Below are 14879 nucleotides of genomic sequence, written 5' to 3'. Positions count from 1 at the left end.
TCTTGATGCCTTGGAGAGCCATCCCGTGCGGCCTAGATAGTCGACGCCTGAGGTACCTTGGAGTTCTTTCAACTCTATTCCTTCCGTTGAGAGCCCCTGGATATTGACATCCAACTAAAACCCGAGTAATTTCGCCCTCCCCTCGATTGGCGGGGGGATAACTAACCGAAATGGTGAAGCGCAGTGAACATCAAAATTAACCAGCAAGCAGGGGGAACCTACAGCAAGCCATGAAGGCTTGAGTCTCCTTGTCTTGCAATGAGCAAGGAGAAAAATTTGAAAATCTGTAGCGCCCTCATCGCTCCTCCCGGGGCAGGTAAATCCCAATGGTTGATTAATCACATCGACCAGCATCGTAACGAACACTCCGTTCTAGCATTCCCTACTCTGCTTCTTTCTGAAGAGATTACTAAACGCCTCAAGTGCCTAGGTATTCCTTTCAATATCATCGACAGTGACAATGTTGAAGGGTCTGTTACTCAGGTGTTGGAAGAAGCATTGTGTAATCAGAATGATAATGTCATTATCTGCACACATGCTGCGTTACTGCTAATCCGACGTGATCTACTGTGCGGATGGAAACTATACGTCGATGAAGTTCCTACCACTTGGAACTGTTCCAGCCCATCCTTCCAAGACCTTCAATTTCAAAAGGTGTTTGATAACAGCATCATCACATTGGAACCTGTAGAAGGGAAGAAACACAAGGTGATGAAGGCAAGGCAAGATAAACTTGCACTAATCGAAACCTTATCAAAGGGCGGAGAAGGTAACGCTCATAGCGACGCAGCCACTTCAGTGCTTGAGAAGCTGCTTGATCCTCGTTATGTGATCGAAGTAGACGCACTTGAAAACAACCTTCAACGCACAGTAAGAATCATTGGTTTTCATGACTATCTATCTGTATTTGAAGCAGCAGATGAAGTTACTATCCTGTGTGCTGAGCTTGAGAAGTCATTGCTTGGTGTAGCCCTAAAAGGCGCAGGCTGGATCACCAACCCTATCGATTACGATCTAAAATTTAGTGGTTATGGTAACCCTGTAACCATCAAACCTTTTCTATCTGATAGAAGGTACTCAAGGACGGCAGCACTGGAGAAGGCAGGCAAGCCACAACTTGAATACACACAAGATTGTAATGCAGACAAGTGGTTGATGAAGGTGTTTAAGGATATTGGACGCCATAAAGCGATCATGGCTTCTCACAAATGGCTAAAAGTTGAGCTACCCCTAGACAGCAAAGGCTTAAGCAATATTTATCCTATCAAAATTGATAGTCGAGGAATTAATGATTATTCAGATCACACTATTGCCATCTGTCTTCAGCACGGCAATATAAATCCTATTGATGGTCGTAGCTTACCGACCCTTGCACATCTACTATCGACAGATGATATAGTAACAGAACAAGACATTAAGGATGCTGTGCAGTACGAAAGATTATATGAATCCACGCTTCAAACTGTATGTAGAACCGCACTCAGAGATAGAAGCAATCAGAACCCTGTTACTTTGTATGTGCAAGATATGCAGGTAGCAGAATTCTTAGCAGAGAAACTTGGTAACGCTGTTATTGATGACTCTCTGGCTATGAATCCTTATCGTGCTGAGACTAATGCCAAAGCTAACAGGAATGAACGTAAGGCTGAAGCCTTGAGGATGTATTCGCAGGGCGTAGCTATCAAAGCGATAGCCCAAGCTATTAGTAAGAGTGAACGAACTGTTAGAGATTGGTTAAAACCATACAGACAGCTTGAGCACGTTGCTGCATAGACACCTTGAAAAGTATGTGTATGGAAAATTTCTCTTAGAGAATTCTCTAAGGGATTTTTTCCACACCCATAGGTTGGCGAAATTTTCCTTAGAATACTCTCTAAGGAATTTTTCGCGTAATCATAGATACCTTACCAACACCTACTAGAACCTAAACTTTTAGAACCCAGAACACGATAATCAATCTGCGCCCAGCTCTTAGCTAAAAGTATCCTCAAGAATCAGCACGATTACACATCAGGATACTGGCGTAGCCAAAGCTTTGATTTTCACCGTGCAGACACGTGAGGCTTCTTGGCTTAGCACGTCAGATTCAGAGTTCTGCTCAAGTATTTTTTACTTGGGGCGTTGATCATCAGCCCCCTTCTCTTTCTGTGCTGAGACTTCGACTCCTCAAAAATAACTTGCAGGTGACAATGCCGTAGGCGCTATCCTGCAATACTCTTTCATATATCGCAAATCATTACCTACACGCTCAACCGTGAAGAGACGTCACTTCAACGCCCTCATCTGGAACTACCCAAAACTCTTCGATATTCCCATGCAAAGAGTTCTGCATGAGCTTCTGCAATATCCTCCCCGCTTCGTCCTTGACAGGGTAAGGCCCAACCCTAAGGAATCTGTCGGTTTCAGAATGGACCGGTATCCCCGTCAGAATCAATCCTTCCTTGACCTTTGCATACTCAGCTTTAGTGCTAAACGGCAATGCTACAACCCAATGCCGAATAAGACCGTCCTTGTTAGGAATCCTATTTAGCGGATCAACATAAATAGGCTCTTCAGCTTTAACCGGCTCAACATCAGAACCACAATGTTTACACTTAATAGCTTGATTTTTAATCAGCTCTGCACAGAAGGGACACTGACGCTCCCCCACGCTGACAGCATTGCTCTGTGACTTTCCTCCAAAGATCGCCATGAGGATGCCAGCTATGAAGAACAGTCCACCCAAAATGGTGTAGTTCTGTCGATCAGCCATCAGGCCAATATTATTGACCCTTCCCCCTCCCCCCGTCGCAACGGACACATCCATACTCAGGGCGGAGATGATCACAATAATCCCCACCACGATTGCAATTATCCCAAACTTGCGCATCACAGCTCCCTTGCAACTAATTAATATTAAGAATAAACCAAACCACTCGCGTCAATTGCCCCTAACCGAACTATAGCCTCTACTGGTCATACAAAGTTTGTAAGCTTCATCCTGCTTATTTTTGATATTCACCCCCTCCAGGAAGGAACCTCGGTAAGCGTAATCGGCTTCTTGAACATTGTTGGCCGTCATGCGGCAGTACGCGTCGTCTTGAGTACGCTCCTCATTTGTCACACCGTTCTTGACCATTTGGTACTGCGGCTGAGCTGCACACCCGGTAAACAGCATAGCAACCCCAGCCAATATCAAACCCCGCATTCCATCCCTCATCTCTGGTCCTTTCTATCATCGGCACAAACAGGCACAGCAGACGCCGCCCCGCACCAGCAGAATGTTGCATCGAATCGTCGAAAATTCCAAGTATACTGTGCAGACCTGAGCAATCGTCCAACCGACAGTTCCCTCTTTCGAAAGGGGATCGGGTTGGAAATTTCAGCGGCGTTCGGGGTAGTGCTTCGACGGAAGCAAAAGGAAGCAGGACTCTCTCAGGAGAAGTTGGCTGAGAAAGCCGATATCCAGCGGAACTACGTCTCGTTGCTCGAACGTGGGGAGTATCAGCCAACCATCGGCGTCATCTTCGCATTGGCAACAGCACTGGAGTGCTCCCCTTCAGCATTAATCATGGAGGTGGAAACAATGATGAAGGCACATCTGGCACAATAAGTCTTTGCTATTAAGCCAGCAACCCTAATAGAGAGCGAATGGATCGTGGAATCTTTTGCATTTGGCTCAGGTGCAGAAGGAATCCCCACGTCAGGTGTAGAACACTCTGCTATGGTGACCTCCTCCAACAGACTTGGAAAAGGGTAGCTTGTACGCAGCCTGCTCTTACCACGCAAGGATGATTAATATGGTCGAACGCACTCAGAGTGACGAATTGCATACGCTATACCTTGAAGCTCAGTCCCGCTTCGATCAATTCGTGATGGGGGCGACGCTGGCTGTATGTGCCTACCTAGCCCAGTCCAACCCCTACGAGAAACTTGGTTGGAATCTTCCAACGCTTTACTTTGCAAGCTTGCTATTGTTCGCTGCTGCTGCCTTGTGCGGCTTCAAACGGATCGAACAAGTTGTGCAAACTCTTCGGCACAACACAGATTTGCTAGAGGCCCAGGAAAAGGGCATCAAGGACAAAGTGAAAGAAGCTCGTGCAGCGAGCCATCGAGCCTCAAAGCAAACCCACTACTTCTACCTGGCTCGTAACACCTTCCTCTTCCTTGGACTTATCACCTACATCGCGGCTAAGGTTTTAGGGCCATACGTCAGCTCGTAATTACAGAAACTGCAATCATGCAGCCAAAAACTCCCACGCGGGCGCTTTCGGAGCTGCTGGAAAGGCTGCATTTACTCAAAGCTTGATCAGATAACTATTCAGTATCAATGGACTTTCCTCGCTCCGGCCTAGCACGCCGGGGCGTTTTTGTATGTGCGTATCTGTGCAAGCCCGCTATGCATCTGGCGTTCCGCAGGGAGGGCCTTAGCCGATAGCCCTTCACACTGATCAAATCCTCATTTCTCGTGGACATTCCCTCAGCCTCACTTCAATCAAGATAACTTCTCACTTCCCTCTGTTATCCAAGCCACCATTTCTGGTTGCTATTGCTCAGAGAAGTTGGGCCTCTCGTTTGAGTCTACTCATACAAGATGCCGATAACTGGTGCGCAAACCCTATCATTCACCAGTTGATAAATAGCCAAACGATAGATTATCATTTGTCTATTAATATCCATGACAAAGGATACAATTCATGATCAACGCCCATCTCTACCTTCGAGCTTCGACGGACGACCAAGACGCCAACCGAGCTAAGCAATCGTTAATCGCCTTCGCTCAAGAAAAGGAAATGGCCGTTGTCGATGTGTATGCAGAGAACATCAGCGGCACCAAGCTGGAACGTCCTGAACTGCTCCGCCTGCTAAACGCTGCTCACGCTTGTGACGTGCTGCTAGTGGAATCCGTAGATAGGTTGTCGCGTCTCTCTCAGGCCGACTGGGAGACTCTGAAGGGCGTTATCAAGTCAAAGGGCCTGCGGTTGGTAGTGCAAGACTTGGGCACGACCCATCAGCTTGTCACCGACCAGGGCATCACCGGGCAAATTATGGATGTGATCAACGGGATGCTGATTGATTTAATGGCAACGATGGCCCGTCTGGATCAAGAGAAACGAGTGGAACGCATCAAGCAGGGCCTTGAGAACAAGCGCCAGCGTGGCGAGAAGGTAGGTGGTAAGGGTAGGAATCAAGAGAAGTGGAACAAGGTTACTGACTTACTCAAGCGTAACGGCAACACGATGGAAGAGATTGCAAAGTTGGCTGATGTGGGCATTGCCACTGTCTACCGGATCAAGAAAGAGCTGTCAGAGGGTAAATGATCCTAGCCCCCCTATGAATCAACGGCACACCCTATAGGACGCTCTCTGTTCAACGCAAAGCGGAGAGCAGCATAACTACGCCATATTTTGAAAATACGCCAAAACGCATAATAAGGCCATCTGCGTTCAGCCTTAACCTCGCCCTACTGATGAGCAATATTTCTATTATCCCTATTAATTTGCCTTATCCCTCTCTAAACTATAGAAAATTTTGATTTTAGAGTTTCGCCCTTAAAACTGCATATTTCCAAACTTTCATAGAAGCAGTGAGAACAATAGCTAACGCGACGCATACAGGCTCCCGCATGCGCACTGCTTATGGTGACGACTAGAAAATTAATTACTAGAAATTTATATAAAAATATCGAACTTAATAGTGCAGGGTGTCCAGCCAGTATAGTGTGTGCGGTTGCCCGCCATTTCTAAACTAGCAAATTATCCCATCCTCTACCCACTGACTCGCTCATCCTGAACTGCAGCAGCAAATAGACTCCGGTTAGCCGACCATCAATGATAGCCGTAAAGCTGGCTGGTACACCCTACTCCTCAATACTACAAAATTAATACCCCTTCAGCAACTCTTTCTTCTCTAGAGCTGTCAGTAAATCTGCATCCTCCCACGAAACAAACCAAGGGTACTTACCCAAAGAAGACGCCAACTCTTCCTTCTGCTGCTCAGATGGCTCAGCCCCATTCATTTGCTTATACAGCTTTGACACAATCCCCTTTTTAATCCCGGAATCTATATATGGACAAGTCATAACATCTAAAAAAAGGTAAAGCCGCTCAGAGTTCATCCTTATGTCAGACAAATCAGAAAGAATCAATCTAACATTCTTCAGAACAAAACTCTTAATCGCCGAATATGACGAGTTATTTCCGATATAGTACAAGAGAACAATAACTTCAAAGTAGGACATTGACCTACCATTAGATATATTAATAATTGACTGAAGAATCTTTCGCGGCACGAGATAATCGTCACCCAACTCCTTTAAAAGGACAAGAAGATTTAGTGCCTCAAGCAGTGCATAGTCATTATTATCCGCAGCCATTTTTATATATTCACTACTTTCAAAAAAATCACGACACGAAACATAAACCTTACTTTTTATAGAATTCAACTCTTCGGGGAGATGCATCTCAAAGAACGAACAGGCAAGTGTGGAGGCGATGAAGATCTTAACCGACGATTTGTGCCCAGGACTTACAGTATAGAGATGGAACAATATATCGATAACTATATGGTAAAAATCAGAATACTCTCTAAGTCCCGCCCCCTCCTCGAACTTCTGCCCTATGCCTTTTTCCGTAACCTTTACTAGCAAATTGCCGAGCACCGATACAAGATACCCACAAACCATACTGTAGGAAGACACATCTTCAATACAAGCAGACTTCACATCATTAAGGAATCCAACAACAATATTTTTTCGATTAAATACGCGCCTCGGCGTGTATTTTTCAGCGTCATCACTTCCACTAGAAACAATTTTTTCAGACAAACGAGAAAACGCACTTTTTATCAGTCGAAGAGATTTCGTCTTCCTCGTTACAAATGGACGAGTCGCCTTGACCGTTTTCGCCTTATTAATATTGAATTTGTACTTTTTGGCGTGCCTTTCGATCACCTTATATATTGAATTGGTCATTTCATCTTTCGTAGAAAAAATGAATATATCATCCACATACCGACGAATTACATAATCCCGCCCAAAAATAATATCTTTACTCTCCAGCTCCTCCTCAACATCACGATCTATCTGCTGAAAAATAACTTCTGCAAATATCCTGCAAACTTCCGGACCAATTACAATCCCTGCCGTCTCATTATAATTTGACGCCTGCATCAATCGATCAAATACTGCCCCAAAAGTATTTTTAACGCTCGCATTAAACTTAGAAAACTCCTTAGACTTCAACGCCCAAGTAATCGAGTGAGTATATATACTATCAAAGAACTTAGAGATATCTAGCGTCCAGAACGAAGCATACTGGCGCTCTAGGCGCAAGAAATCATGAGAATCAAAAAAGCGGTATAGCCTAGTATATCCAGAATATGAAAAAAATGACGGCAAAAATTTATGCCTAGACTCACTTGAAGATATCGATATCGTATCGCTACGATATTTAATTATATTTTCATTTCCACTCTTAACAAAATACTTTCCAGCAACTTTCCCCGGTCGCCTAATGCTATAATTGCTCTTTGAGCAAGACAAGATTATTTGGTCACTGAATTTTTTATAGAACTCAATAAATCCATACTGGGCTCGGGGATGTAGCAACGATAAAGTCCTAAAAGAATCCTCATCTTTCCGAACCTTATACGACATGGGAACTGTATACTCTGAGCTTAAATCCCTGCAAAAAAGATATTCCATAACCTTAGGAAAAAGGCTACGACCAGCTTCATGTTTTTTCAAATGCCAATAGAAGCCCAAATTACTGAAAATAATAGGAACCTCGTATGGGCATGTCTCTGTTAAAACAACTCTGATTGAATCTTCTTTTTTTACCCGACGCATCCCCTTTTTCATTTGCGCCAGCACTCCTTAATCTTCTTCAAGGTGTCGTATTTAAAATAGTGAAATCTCCCATCGACAAACCCTGACTTAAAGCTATAGCCAGCTAGCTCCCTTCTTCTTTGGGCGGATAGAGCCTGTAGAATTTTTCGGGAAAACTTATGATTTGCTGAAAATAATAGACCGCGCAAAAAGACGTCCAACTCGTCCAACGCACAACCACCAACGAAATTTTTATGCACGTAGTTGTAATATATGCCCGTCTTTATCTCGACCCCGGTCATGGGATCAACAATATGATAATTCCCGGTAAGAGCCCTTATCCGATTCTTTAAAAGCATAAAATCCGTTGGGTACTGTAAGCTCGAAAGATAACTTGCGAATGAACTTATCAAACGCCCTTTAATTCTAGCGATCTTCTCTTTCGATATGTCACAGGTGACCCTTCTCCGGAAATGCCCACCTACGCTTTCCGTTGAGTGATCAGTATAAATCCTGACATGATAACCAAGGAAATCAAATCCATACACGTCCGCTACTTTTTCTTGTTCTTCTTGTTTATCATCCTTACTAGCCCTAGCAACTGGGTGAAATACACGCTTTCCAGCACGATGGAACTCCAATCCCTCTGGCAATAGCTCTTCTAGTTCAGCCTCAAACTTTGAACGCGCAATCTCACCAGACGTAACTATAAGGATATCGTCCACAAATCTGGCATAATAAAAAACCCCCGGAGCTGACTTTACTTTCAAATCAAATTCGTTCAAGTAAAACTCAGAAAGAGTCGCACTAATCCCAAGCCCCCTAGGTAGACCGATCACATTACTGGCATCGAGGACTTTAAAAAATTTGCTCAACAACACCAACGTCTGCCAAGAGCACCGTCCATCAGACATTAATTTATCGGAGAGTATTTTTCTATCTACACTTTCATAAAACTTTTTAATATCGAATCGATAAACATGAAAAGGACTACCCTCCTTAAACAGCGTAGTCGAATTCGAAATTATCGTCTGACGATCCGATTGCTTAATATAATAATTTGCTCGTATATTCTTAGAAACAAGTCTAGATACCAAGCTGGAGGATAAGTTATTAAACACATATCCCACATCCTTACCTAGATTTATTTGCCTAAGACACCCATTAAATACTGTACCCGCCTTCAAGAGCCCAAGCGCTGCACTCGCCGCGCTTGCTCTATGCGGCCTATTTTGCAGGAAAGGGTCTTTCATCACATCTTGAAACCCAATGCATTCCTCTAGCTTTTTATTTGTATAGGGTATTTCTATCATCACCATTCGCCATTGGATCACCGAAACTCAAAACGGGGGGCGCGCCACCCCCGGCCCTTCAATTAGCACTTACGAAACACAATATATTTGCAAAGCGAAGCCTGGCACGGCCTTTTCATGCTGAACTTTGATTGCAACGCCAACGACCATAAGTTCAGCACCTTGCACTTCATCTAAAAAATCCTTTAAACAGAAATCTTCAATCACTTCCCTTAAGCCCCATCCACCATATTTTTCATAGATACGATTATCAATGTAGCTTCAATCCTCCTCGGAGCCTTGCTTATTTAGGCCCACCGTGCCACAAGCTCCGTCGAACACGTAGATAACCGTTTCCATTTAACTTTCTCGCCAAATGAACACCAAATCGTTTCAACCAAGTCACCCAATGGCTAAAAAGCCCGCTATTAGCGGGCTTCTATATGCGGGTCATTCGTAGTAGGTGATGGCCCCTTTGAGTTGATCTGCAAAGGTGTAGATGTCATCCAAGGAAGCGATTGGGTGACGAGTTTCGTTCTTCTCTTGATCGAATAGCCCGATGTACTTCTGACTGCGATTAAAATGGAGCCTGCAAATCGGCTTCCGGTTGTTATCGTCCAGCAGCACACCGAAGTAGCTCTGAGTATCGCGATGCACGATACGCTTCGCGTCGACGACAGCCCGGACGATAGCCTTGACGATGTGGAATCCCTCCAACTCTTCCAGCGTGGTATGAACCCGGTCGTCGCCGGCATCACTTTCAGTTTCAGAAGCTGCGGCAGGCTCTGCTGGTGCCATCGTGATCGCTGGCTGAATCGCACCACTCATGGCCGACTTCAAGCGGTCATTGACCTGATCCCCCAGAAATTGAGCCGCAGCCTTTCGGGTCAGGACCCCAAACTGCTCTCGCACCTTCTGCGTGATGATTCCGTCGTAAACACGGGCAGCAAAGAACCTCACGAAGTCGTCGTCAGGCTGATTGAACTGATTGGCCATTTCCCGCTTGATCTGACTCACGTACTTCAGCTCACCAGCCGCACTGATGATCGAATCAACATCGAATGCAGCCTTGGTTAGCTTCTGGAGCTCGGGCAGTACGTGCTCATCAACATCCAGCAGATCAAGCTCCAGGAACGGCTTTTCGTCCATCTTGTTGGGAGCGTCCAGGTCCGTGAAGAACTTGTAGACCTGCCCGTTAGTGAGGATGGAGATTCGAGCACTTGTGACGTGGAAGTAGCGGAAAAGCTGGCTGGCATGATTGATGTGCAAAGGCTCTCCGATCTTCTTGCACTCAATCAGAATCTGAATCTGGCCATCCTTCAGAATGGCGTAATCGATCTTCTCGCCCTTCTTGGTGCCGATGTCGCAGATGTATTCAGGCGTCACCTCGGACGGGTCGAACACGTCGTAGCCAAGCACAGAGTTTATGAAGGGCATCACCAAGGCCGTCTTGGTGCCTTCCTCCGTCTGGATCGCTCCACTTTGCTGCCGAACCTTGGCTGAGAGTGCATTCAGTCGCTCTACGAATTCCATGTCACGCTCCTTGTTGAGAACGCATTCATCGTAGTAACAGGCGTCGATACTGGCAATTGGCAGGCACAGCCCACCAGTTGATCCAGCTCAAAGGCAGCAGCGAAGGCTTCGGAACGTACAGCAGAGCACCAGCTCTACCGCAACTCAGCGGTATGACGACCTAGATCAGAGAAAAGCAGACAGCTAGAATCGCCCTCACGGTGCACCACACAGGTGTACCAAGGCGCTGTCACACTCAGAGATTTTCAGGAGAGGAAGTCCTTTAGAATTAAGGACTTACGAAATGGAGGCGGCCCCGCCAGCCACACCCCGGCACACAATGTCCCCGCCTTGGCTGCTTCCTTCCGGACCTGACCAGGTAAGCGAGTAATCGTTGCGGGGGGACCGACAGGGCCACCATCGCGAGAGCTCGCCAGTCCGGCGAGCCGCGCCATTGTAGCGGCTTTAGCGCAACTTACAAGTACTTCAAGCACTTAGCGACATCCTTCGGGAAATTCCTGAGGCTAGTCACGTATTCGGCTATTCATTAAGAGAATCTGCCTACGAGACATTAAGAAATTTCTAGTTGCGCCGACGCTTATGGGAGAGCCGTCGATTAATGACGGACCCTGACCGAGCGAGGAATGCCCACATGTCCGCTGCCCTGCGATCCACCACTCTGATTGCGCTGCTCTTCTCCAGCCCGCTGATGGCCTACGACGGCATCATTCGCTTCAGCGGCGCCGTTGTCGAACCGACCTGCCAGGTCGGCCTCAGCGAAGTTACCGCCAGCAGCGCACGGGTGCATCTGAGCGGCTGCAGCCAGACCATGACGATGACGCTGAATGAGCCGCGCGGAGCGCTGCCCAGCGTGAGCTATCGCCTCACCGATACCCAGGGGAGATCACTGGGGCAGGAAATCACCGCCAACGGCGATGCCGAAAGCGTCATCCGCGAAATTGCCGAGGGCGGCATTTCCGCGGACAAGCGCAATGTCGTGCTGGTGGCCGAGTACCTGTAACCGGTCTCACTGCGCCTGCAACAGACCCTCGGGCCGGGGCTGGGTAGAAACTTCCAGGTTCGGCCCGATGAACAGGTCCATCTTGCTGTAGCCCGGACGGGTGCTGAAGGTGGAGTAGCGCTCCGCGCCCTGGTGGAACTGGAAGGCAACGCGATATTCCCCGGAACGCCACAGGCGCAGCGGGAAGGTTCGCGCGTCACCAGGCTTGATCTCGCCCGCGAGGGTTTCCTCGCCGTTTTCCTTGTAGCTGTAGCTGACCGCCGGGCCACCCTGCGCCTCGTAATGCAGGACGATCTGCGGGCGCTCGGTCCAGGCCACGTAAGCCCCGAACAACAGCACCAGTGCCCCTACGCCGAGCAGGCGCTGCTTTCTTGCCTTGTCCATCTCGCTCTCCGTCAACCAATGGAATGGCCCGTCCCGTCCTGCATCGCAACGCAGAAGCCGGAACGGGCCTGCCGATCAGTTCAGGCTGTCGACCAGGGCCTTGGCGGGCACCAGGCGCACGGCCTTCTTCGCGGCGATCTCGATGGTCTTGCCGGTCTGCGGGTTGCGGCCGGTACGGGCGGCGCGTTCGCTGACCTTGAGCTTGCCGATACCCGGCAGGGTCAGCTCACCGTCGTTCTCCAGGGCGTCCTGGGCGATCTGCGCCAGTTGCTCGAACACGCCGCGCACGGCGGCCTGGGTCAGGTCGAGGGATTCGGCGATATCGCGAACCAGTTGGTCCTTGGTCATGGGCATGGAATGACTCCTTGATGCGTTGATCTTGATTCTTTGATTGAAAGGAAGGCGTGTCAGGCGCCGATGCCGTGGTCGGCCAGCAGCTTGATCAGCTGCTCTTCGTCCATTACGGCGACGCCAAGTTCCTGGGCCTTGGCCAACTTTGAACCTGCTCCCGGTCCGGCAACGACACAGTGGGTCTTGGCGGAGACGGAGCCGGCCACCTTGGCGCCCAGGCCTTCCAGCTTTTCCTTGGCGACGTCGCGGCTCATGGCCTCCAGCGTGCCGGTGAGCACCCAGGTCTGGCCCGCCAGCGGCAGGCCTTCGACGACCTTGCGCTCGCTGCGCCAGTGCATGCCGAACTCCGCCAGCTGCGCCTCGACGGCCTTGGCCCGCTCGACGCGGGCGGCATCGGCGAAGTATTCGCGCACCGACTGCCTGGCCTTCTCGTTCACTCCTTTCAGGGTGCTGAGGTCCAGCCAGTCCTGGCTGAGGGCAACCAGCGCGTCGAGGCTGCCGGTGCGGTCCGCAAGCTTCTCGGCGCCAGTGGCGGCGATGAAGGGAATGTTCAGCTTGTCGATGAAGCCTGCCAGGGTGGCGACGGCGGCGAACTCGGCCGATACCTCGCCCTCGTCCTGCAGCTGGACGCCACGCTCCAGCAGTTGCTGGATCACGCTGCGGTTGTGCTCGTCATCGAAGAAATTGTGGATCTCATAGGCCACTTCACCGCCCACATCAGGCAGGTAGGTCAGCACCTCCGGCAGCGCCTTCTGGATGCGCGCCAGCGAGCCCAGGGAGCGTGCCAGCAGCTTGGCCGTCTCCTCGCCCACGTCCGGGATACCCAGGGCGAAGACGAAGCGCGCCAGCGCTGGCCTGCGGCTGTCGGCTATGGCAGCGAGCAGATTGCGCGTGGAGACTTCGGCGAAGCCTTCCAGCTCGATGACCTGCTCGAAGGTCAGGGTGTAGAGATCGGCCGGCGACTTCACCAGGCCCTTGTCCACCAGTTGCTCGACGATCTTGTCGCCGAGGCCGTCGATATCCATGGCGCGGCGCGAAACGAAGTGGATGATCGCCTGCTTGAGTTGCGCCTGGCAGAACAGTCGTCCGACGCAACGGTAGATGGCCCCCTCGCTGACCGACTCCTTGCCCTTGCTGCGCTTCACCAGTTGAGTACGTTCGACCTGCGAGCCGCATACCGGGCACTGGGTGGGGATTGCGACCGGGCGCGCGTCTGCCGGGCGGCGCTCGGTGACCACCTGCATGACCTGCGGAATCACGTCGCCGGCCCGGCGGATGATCACAGTGTCACCGATCATCAGGCCCAGGCGCGCGACCTCGTCCATGTTGTGCAGCGTGGCATTGGAAACGGTCACACCGGCCACCTGGACCGGCTTGAGGCGCGCCACGGGCGTTACTGCGCCGGTGCGGCCGACCTGGAATTCCACGTCCAGCAGCTCGGTGAGCTCCTCCCGCGCCGGGAACTTGTGGGCGATGGCCCAGCGCGGCTCGCGGGCGCGGAAGCCCAGCTCGCGCTGGAAATCGGTGCGGTTGACCTTGAACACCACGCCGTCGATTTCGTAGGCGAGACTGTCGCGGCGCGTCCCGATGTCTTCGTAATAGGCGCGGCAACCCTCCACACCCTTGGCCAGCTTCAGCTCGCGGCTGATCGGGATACCCCAGCCCTTCAAGGCCTCAAGGATCTCCACCTGGGTGCCTGGCAGCGTGCCGCCCTCGACCCGGCCAAAGCCGTAGCAGCAGAATTCCAGCGGGCGGCTGGCGGTGATCTTCGAATCCAGCTGGCGCAGGCTACCGGCGGCAGCATTGCGCGGGTTGGCGAAGGTCTTGCCGCCGGCTTCCATCTGCCGCTCGTTGAGCGCCTCGAAGCCGGCCTTGGACATGAACACTTCACCACGCACTTCCAATATCGCCGGCCAGCCCACGCCCTTCAGGCGCAGCGGCACGTTGCGGATGGTGCGCACGTTGACGCTGATGTCTTCGCCGGTGGTGCCATCGCCACGGGTGGCGCCGCGGGTCAGCACGCCATTTTCGTACAGCAGGCTGACCGCCAGGCCATCGAGCTTGGGCTCGCAGCTGTATTCCACCTCGGCTCCGCCGCCGAACAGATCGGAAGAAGGCAGCTGATCGGCCAGGCCCTCGCGCACACGGCGATCGAAATCGTTGAGATCCTGCTCCTCGAAGGCGTTGCCCAGGCTCAGCATCGGCACTTCGTGGCGCACTTCGCCGAAAGCCGAAGCGGCCGCGCCGCCGACGCGCTGGGTTGGCGACTCGGGAGTGATCAGCTGGGGATGCTCAGCTTCCAGCGCCTTCAGTTCGCGGAACAGGCGGTCGTACTCGGCGTCCGGCACGCTAGGCTCGTCGAGCACGTAATAGCGGTAGTTATGGTCGTCGAGTTCGCTGCGCAGCTGGGCGATGCGTTCGGCAGCGGTCTGGGAATCGGTCATGCGGGAATCTCGGCGGCTTTTTCTGCTTGAGGTAGAAATGCGAAGCCCCAAGGGTCGCTTGGGGCTTC

The 14879-nt window shown here is 50.5% G+C and carries 12 protein-coding genes and 1 other RNA gene; 5 read left to right on the top strand and 8 right to left on the bottom strand.

Annotated elements, in window-relative coordinates:
* Positions 1 to 276: 276 nt before the first annotated feature.
* Complete coding sequence (locus A6723_RS31370; RefSeq protein WP_175405562.1) at positions 277 to 1773, top strand: helix-turn-helix domain-containing protein; 1497 nt, start codon at positions 277 to 279, stop codon at positions 1771 to 1773.
* A gap of 475 nt (positions 1774 to 2248) precedes the next feature.
* Here the strand turns inward: A6723_RS31370 and A6723_RS31815 are convergent, their stop codons facing one another.
* On the bottom strand, positions 2249 to 2869 hold the full coding sequence (locus A6723_RS31815; protein ID WP_054910409.1) for a zinc ribbon domain-containing protein: 621 nt from the start codon (positions 2867 to 2869) through the stop codon (positions 2249 to 2251).
* 210 nt (positions 2870 to 3079) lie between these two features.
* Here A6723_RS31815 and A6723_RS32445 point away from each other — a divergent pair, with 210 nt between their 5' ends.
* The 3 genes from A6723_RS32445 to A6723_RS18660 all read left to right on the top strand — a co-directional run bounded on the left by A6723_RS32445 (position 3080) and on the right by A6723_RS18660 (position 5300).
* Positions 3080 to 3592, top strand: a complete 513-nt coding sequence (locus A6723_RS32445; RefSeq protein ID WP_256235106.1) for a helix-turn-helix domain-containing protein — start codon at positions 3080 to 3082, stop codon at positions 3590 to 3592.
* A gap of 187 nt (positions 3593 to 3779) precedes the next feature.
* Positions 3780 to 4202 (top strand): hypothetical protein, encoded by a 423-nt coding sequence (locus tag A6723_RS18665; RefSeq protein ID WP_054910408.1) that lies wholly within the window; start codon positions 3780 to 3782, stop codon positions 4200 to 4202.
* Between the two features lie 477 nt (positions 4203 to 4679).
* Positions 4680 to 5300: a recombinase family protein gene (locus tag A6723_RS18660; protein WP_054910410.1), complete on the top strand. Its 621-nt coding sequence runs from the start codon at positions 4680 to 4682 to the stop codon at positions 5298 to 5300.
* Between the two features lie 560 nt (positions 5301 to 5860).
* Here A6723_RS18660 and drt3b read toward each other — a convergent pair.
* The 4 genes from drt3b to ffs all read right to left on the bottom strand — a co-directional run bounded on the left by drt3b (position 5861) and on the right by ffs (position 11022).
* Complete coding sequence (gene drt3b / locus A6723_RS31360) at positions 5861 to 7852, bottom strand: antiviral reverse transcriptase Drt3b (RefSeq protein ID WP_139093014.1); 1992 nt, start codon at positions 7850 to 7852, stop codon at positions 5861 to 5863.
* A complete protein-coding gene (gene drt3a, locus A6723_RS31355; RefSeq protein ID WP_175405561.1) occupies positions 7837 to 9120 on the bottom strand; it encodes an antiviral reverse transcriptase Drt3a in 1284 nt (427 codons plus the stop codon). The genes drt3b and drt3a overlap by 16 nt, the downstream gene beginning before the upstream one ends.
* Before the next feature lie 429 nt (positions 9121 to 9549).
* The gene (locus A6723_RS18650) at positions 9550 to 10632 is read right to left on the bottom strand and encodes a type I restriction endonuclease (protein WP_054910406.1); all 1083 of its coding nucleotides are present in this window, start codon (positions 10630 to 10632) and stop codon (positions 9550 to 9552) included.
* Positions 10633 to 10925: 293 nt separating this feature from the next.
* Positions 10926 to 11022: signal recognition particle sRNA small type (gene ffs, locus A6723_RS18645), an RNA gene on the bottom strand.
* 241 nt (positions 11023 to 11263) lie between these two features.
* Here ffs and A6723_RS18640 point away from each other — a divergent pair.
* Positions 11264 to 11632 carry a hypothetical protein gene (locus A6723_RS18640; RefSeq protein ID WP_054910405.1) on the top strand — a complete coding sequence of 123 codons (369 nt, stop codon included), beginning with the start codon at positions 11264 to 11266 and terminating at the stop codon, positions 11630 to 11632.
* A gap of 6 nt (positions 11633 to 11638) precedes the next feature.
* Here the strand turns inward: A6723_RS18640 and A6723_RS18635 are convergent, their stop codons facing one another.
* The 3 genes from A6723_RS18635 to ligA form a co-directional block, all read right to left on the bottom strand.
* Positions 11639 to 12016 (bottom strand): hypothetical protein, encoded by a 378-nt coding sequence (locus A6723_RS18635; protein ID WP_054910404.1) that lies wholly within the window; start codon positions 12014 to 12016, stop codon positions 11639 to 11641.
* A gap of 75 nt (positions 12017 to 12091) precedes the next feature.
* A complete protein-coding gene (locus A6723_RS18630) occupies positions 12092 to 12394 on the bottom strand; it encodes an HU family DNA-binding protein (RefSeq protein ID WP_226046604.1) in 303 nt (100 codons plus the stop codon).
* Positions 12395 to 12423: 29 nt separating this feature from the next.
* Positions 12424 to 14811 (bottom strand): NAD-dependent DNA ligase LigA, encoded by a 2388-nt coding sequence (gene ligA / locus A6723_RS18625; RefSeq protein ID WP_054910403.1) that lies wholly within the window; start codon positions 14809 to 14811, stop codon positions 12424 to 12426.
* Positions 14812 to 14879 lie beyond the last annotated feature (68 nt).

The sequence above is a fragment of the Pseudomonas sp. AU11447 genome (assembly GCF_001672555.2).
Taxonomy (GTDB): domain Bacteria; phylum Pseudomonadota; class Gammaproteobacteria; order Pseudomonadales; family Pseudomonadaceae; genus Pseudomonas; species Pseudomonas nitroreducens.
The sequence above is the reverse complement of the archived record's forward strand: the minus strand, read 5'-3'. Positions and strand labels throughout refer to the sequence as shown.

What these genes read in the sequence shown, in the direction of transcription:
- A6723_RS31815 (WP_054910409.1), bottom strand. Translation starts at nt 2,869, where the DNA reads ATGCGCAAGTTTGGGATAATTGCAATCGTGGTGGGGATTATTGTGATC.
- A6723_RS18640 (WP_054910405.1), top strand. Translation starts at nt 11,264, where the DNA reads ATGTCCGCTGCCCTGCGATCCACCACTCTGATTGCGCTGCTCTTCTCC.
- A6723_RS18665 (WP_054910408.1), top strand. Translation starts at nt 3,780, where the DNA reads ATGGTCGAACGCACTCAGAGTGACGAATTGCATACGCTATACCTTGAA.
- A6723_RS18650 (WP_054910406.1), bottom strand. Translation starts at nt 10,632, where the DNA reads ATGGAATTCGTAGAGCGACTGAATGCACTCTCAGCCAAGGTTCGGCAG.
- ligA (WP_054910403.1), bottom strand. Translation starts at nt 14,811, where the DNA reads ATGACCGATTCCCAGACCGCTGCCGAACGCATCGCCCAGCTGCGCAGC.
- drt3a (WP_175405561.1), bottom strand. Translation starts at nt 9,120, where the DNA reads ATGATAGAAATACCCTATACAAATAAAAAGCTAGAGGAATGCATTGGG.
- A6723_RS18635 (WP_054910404.1), bottom strand. Translation starts at nt 12,016, where the DNA reads ATGGACAAGGCAAGAAAGCAGCGCCTGCTCGGCGTAGGGGCACTGGTG.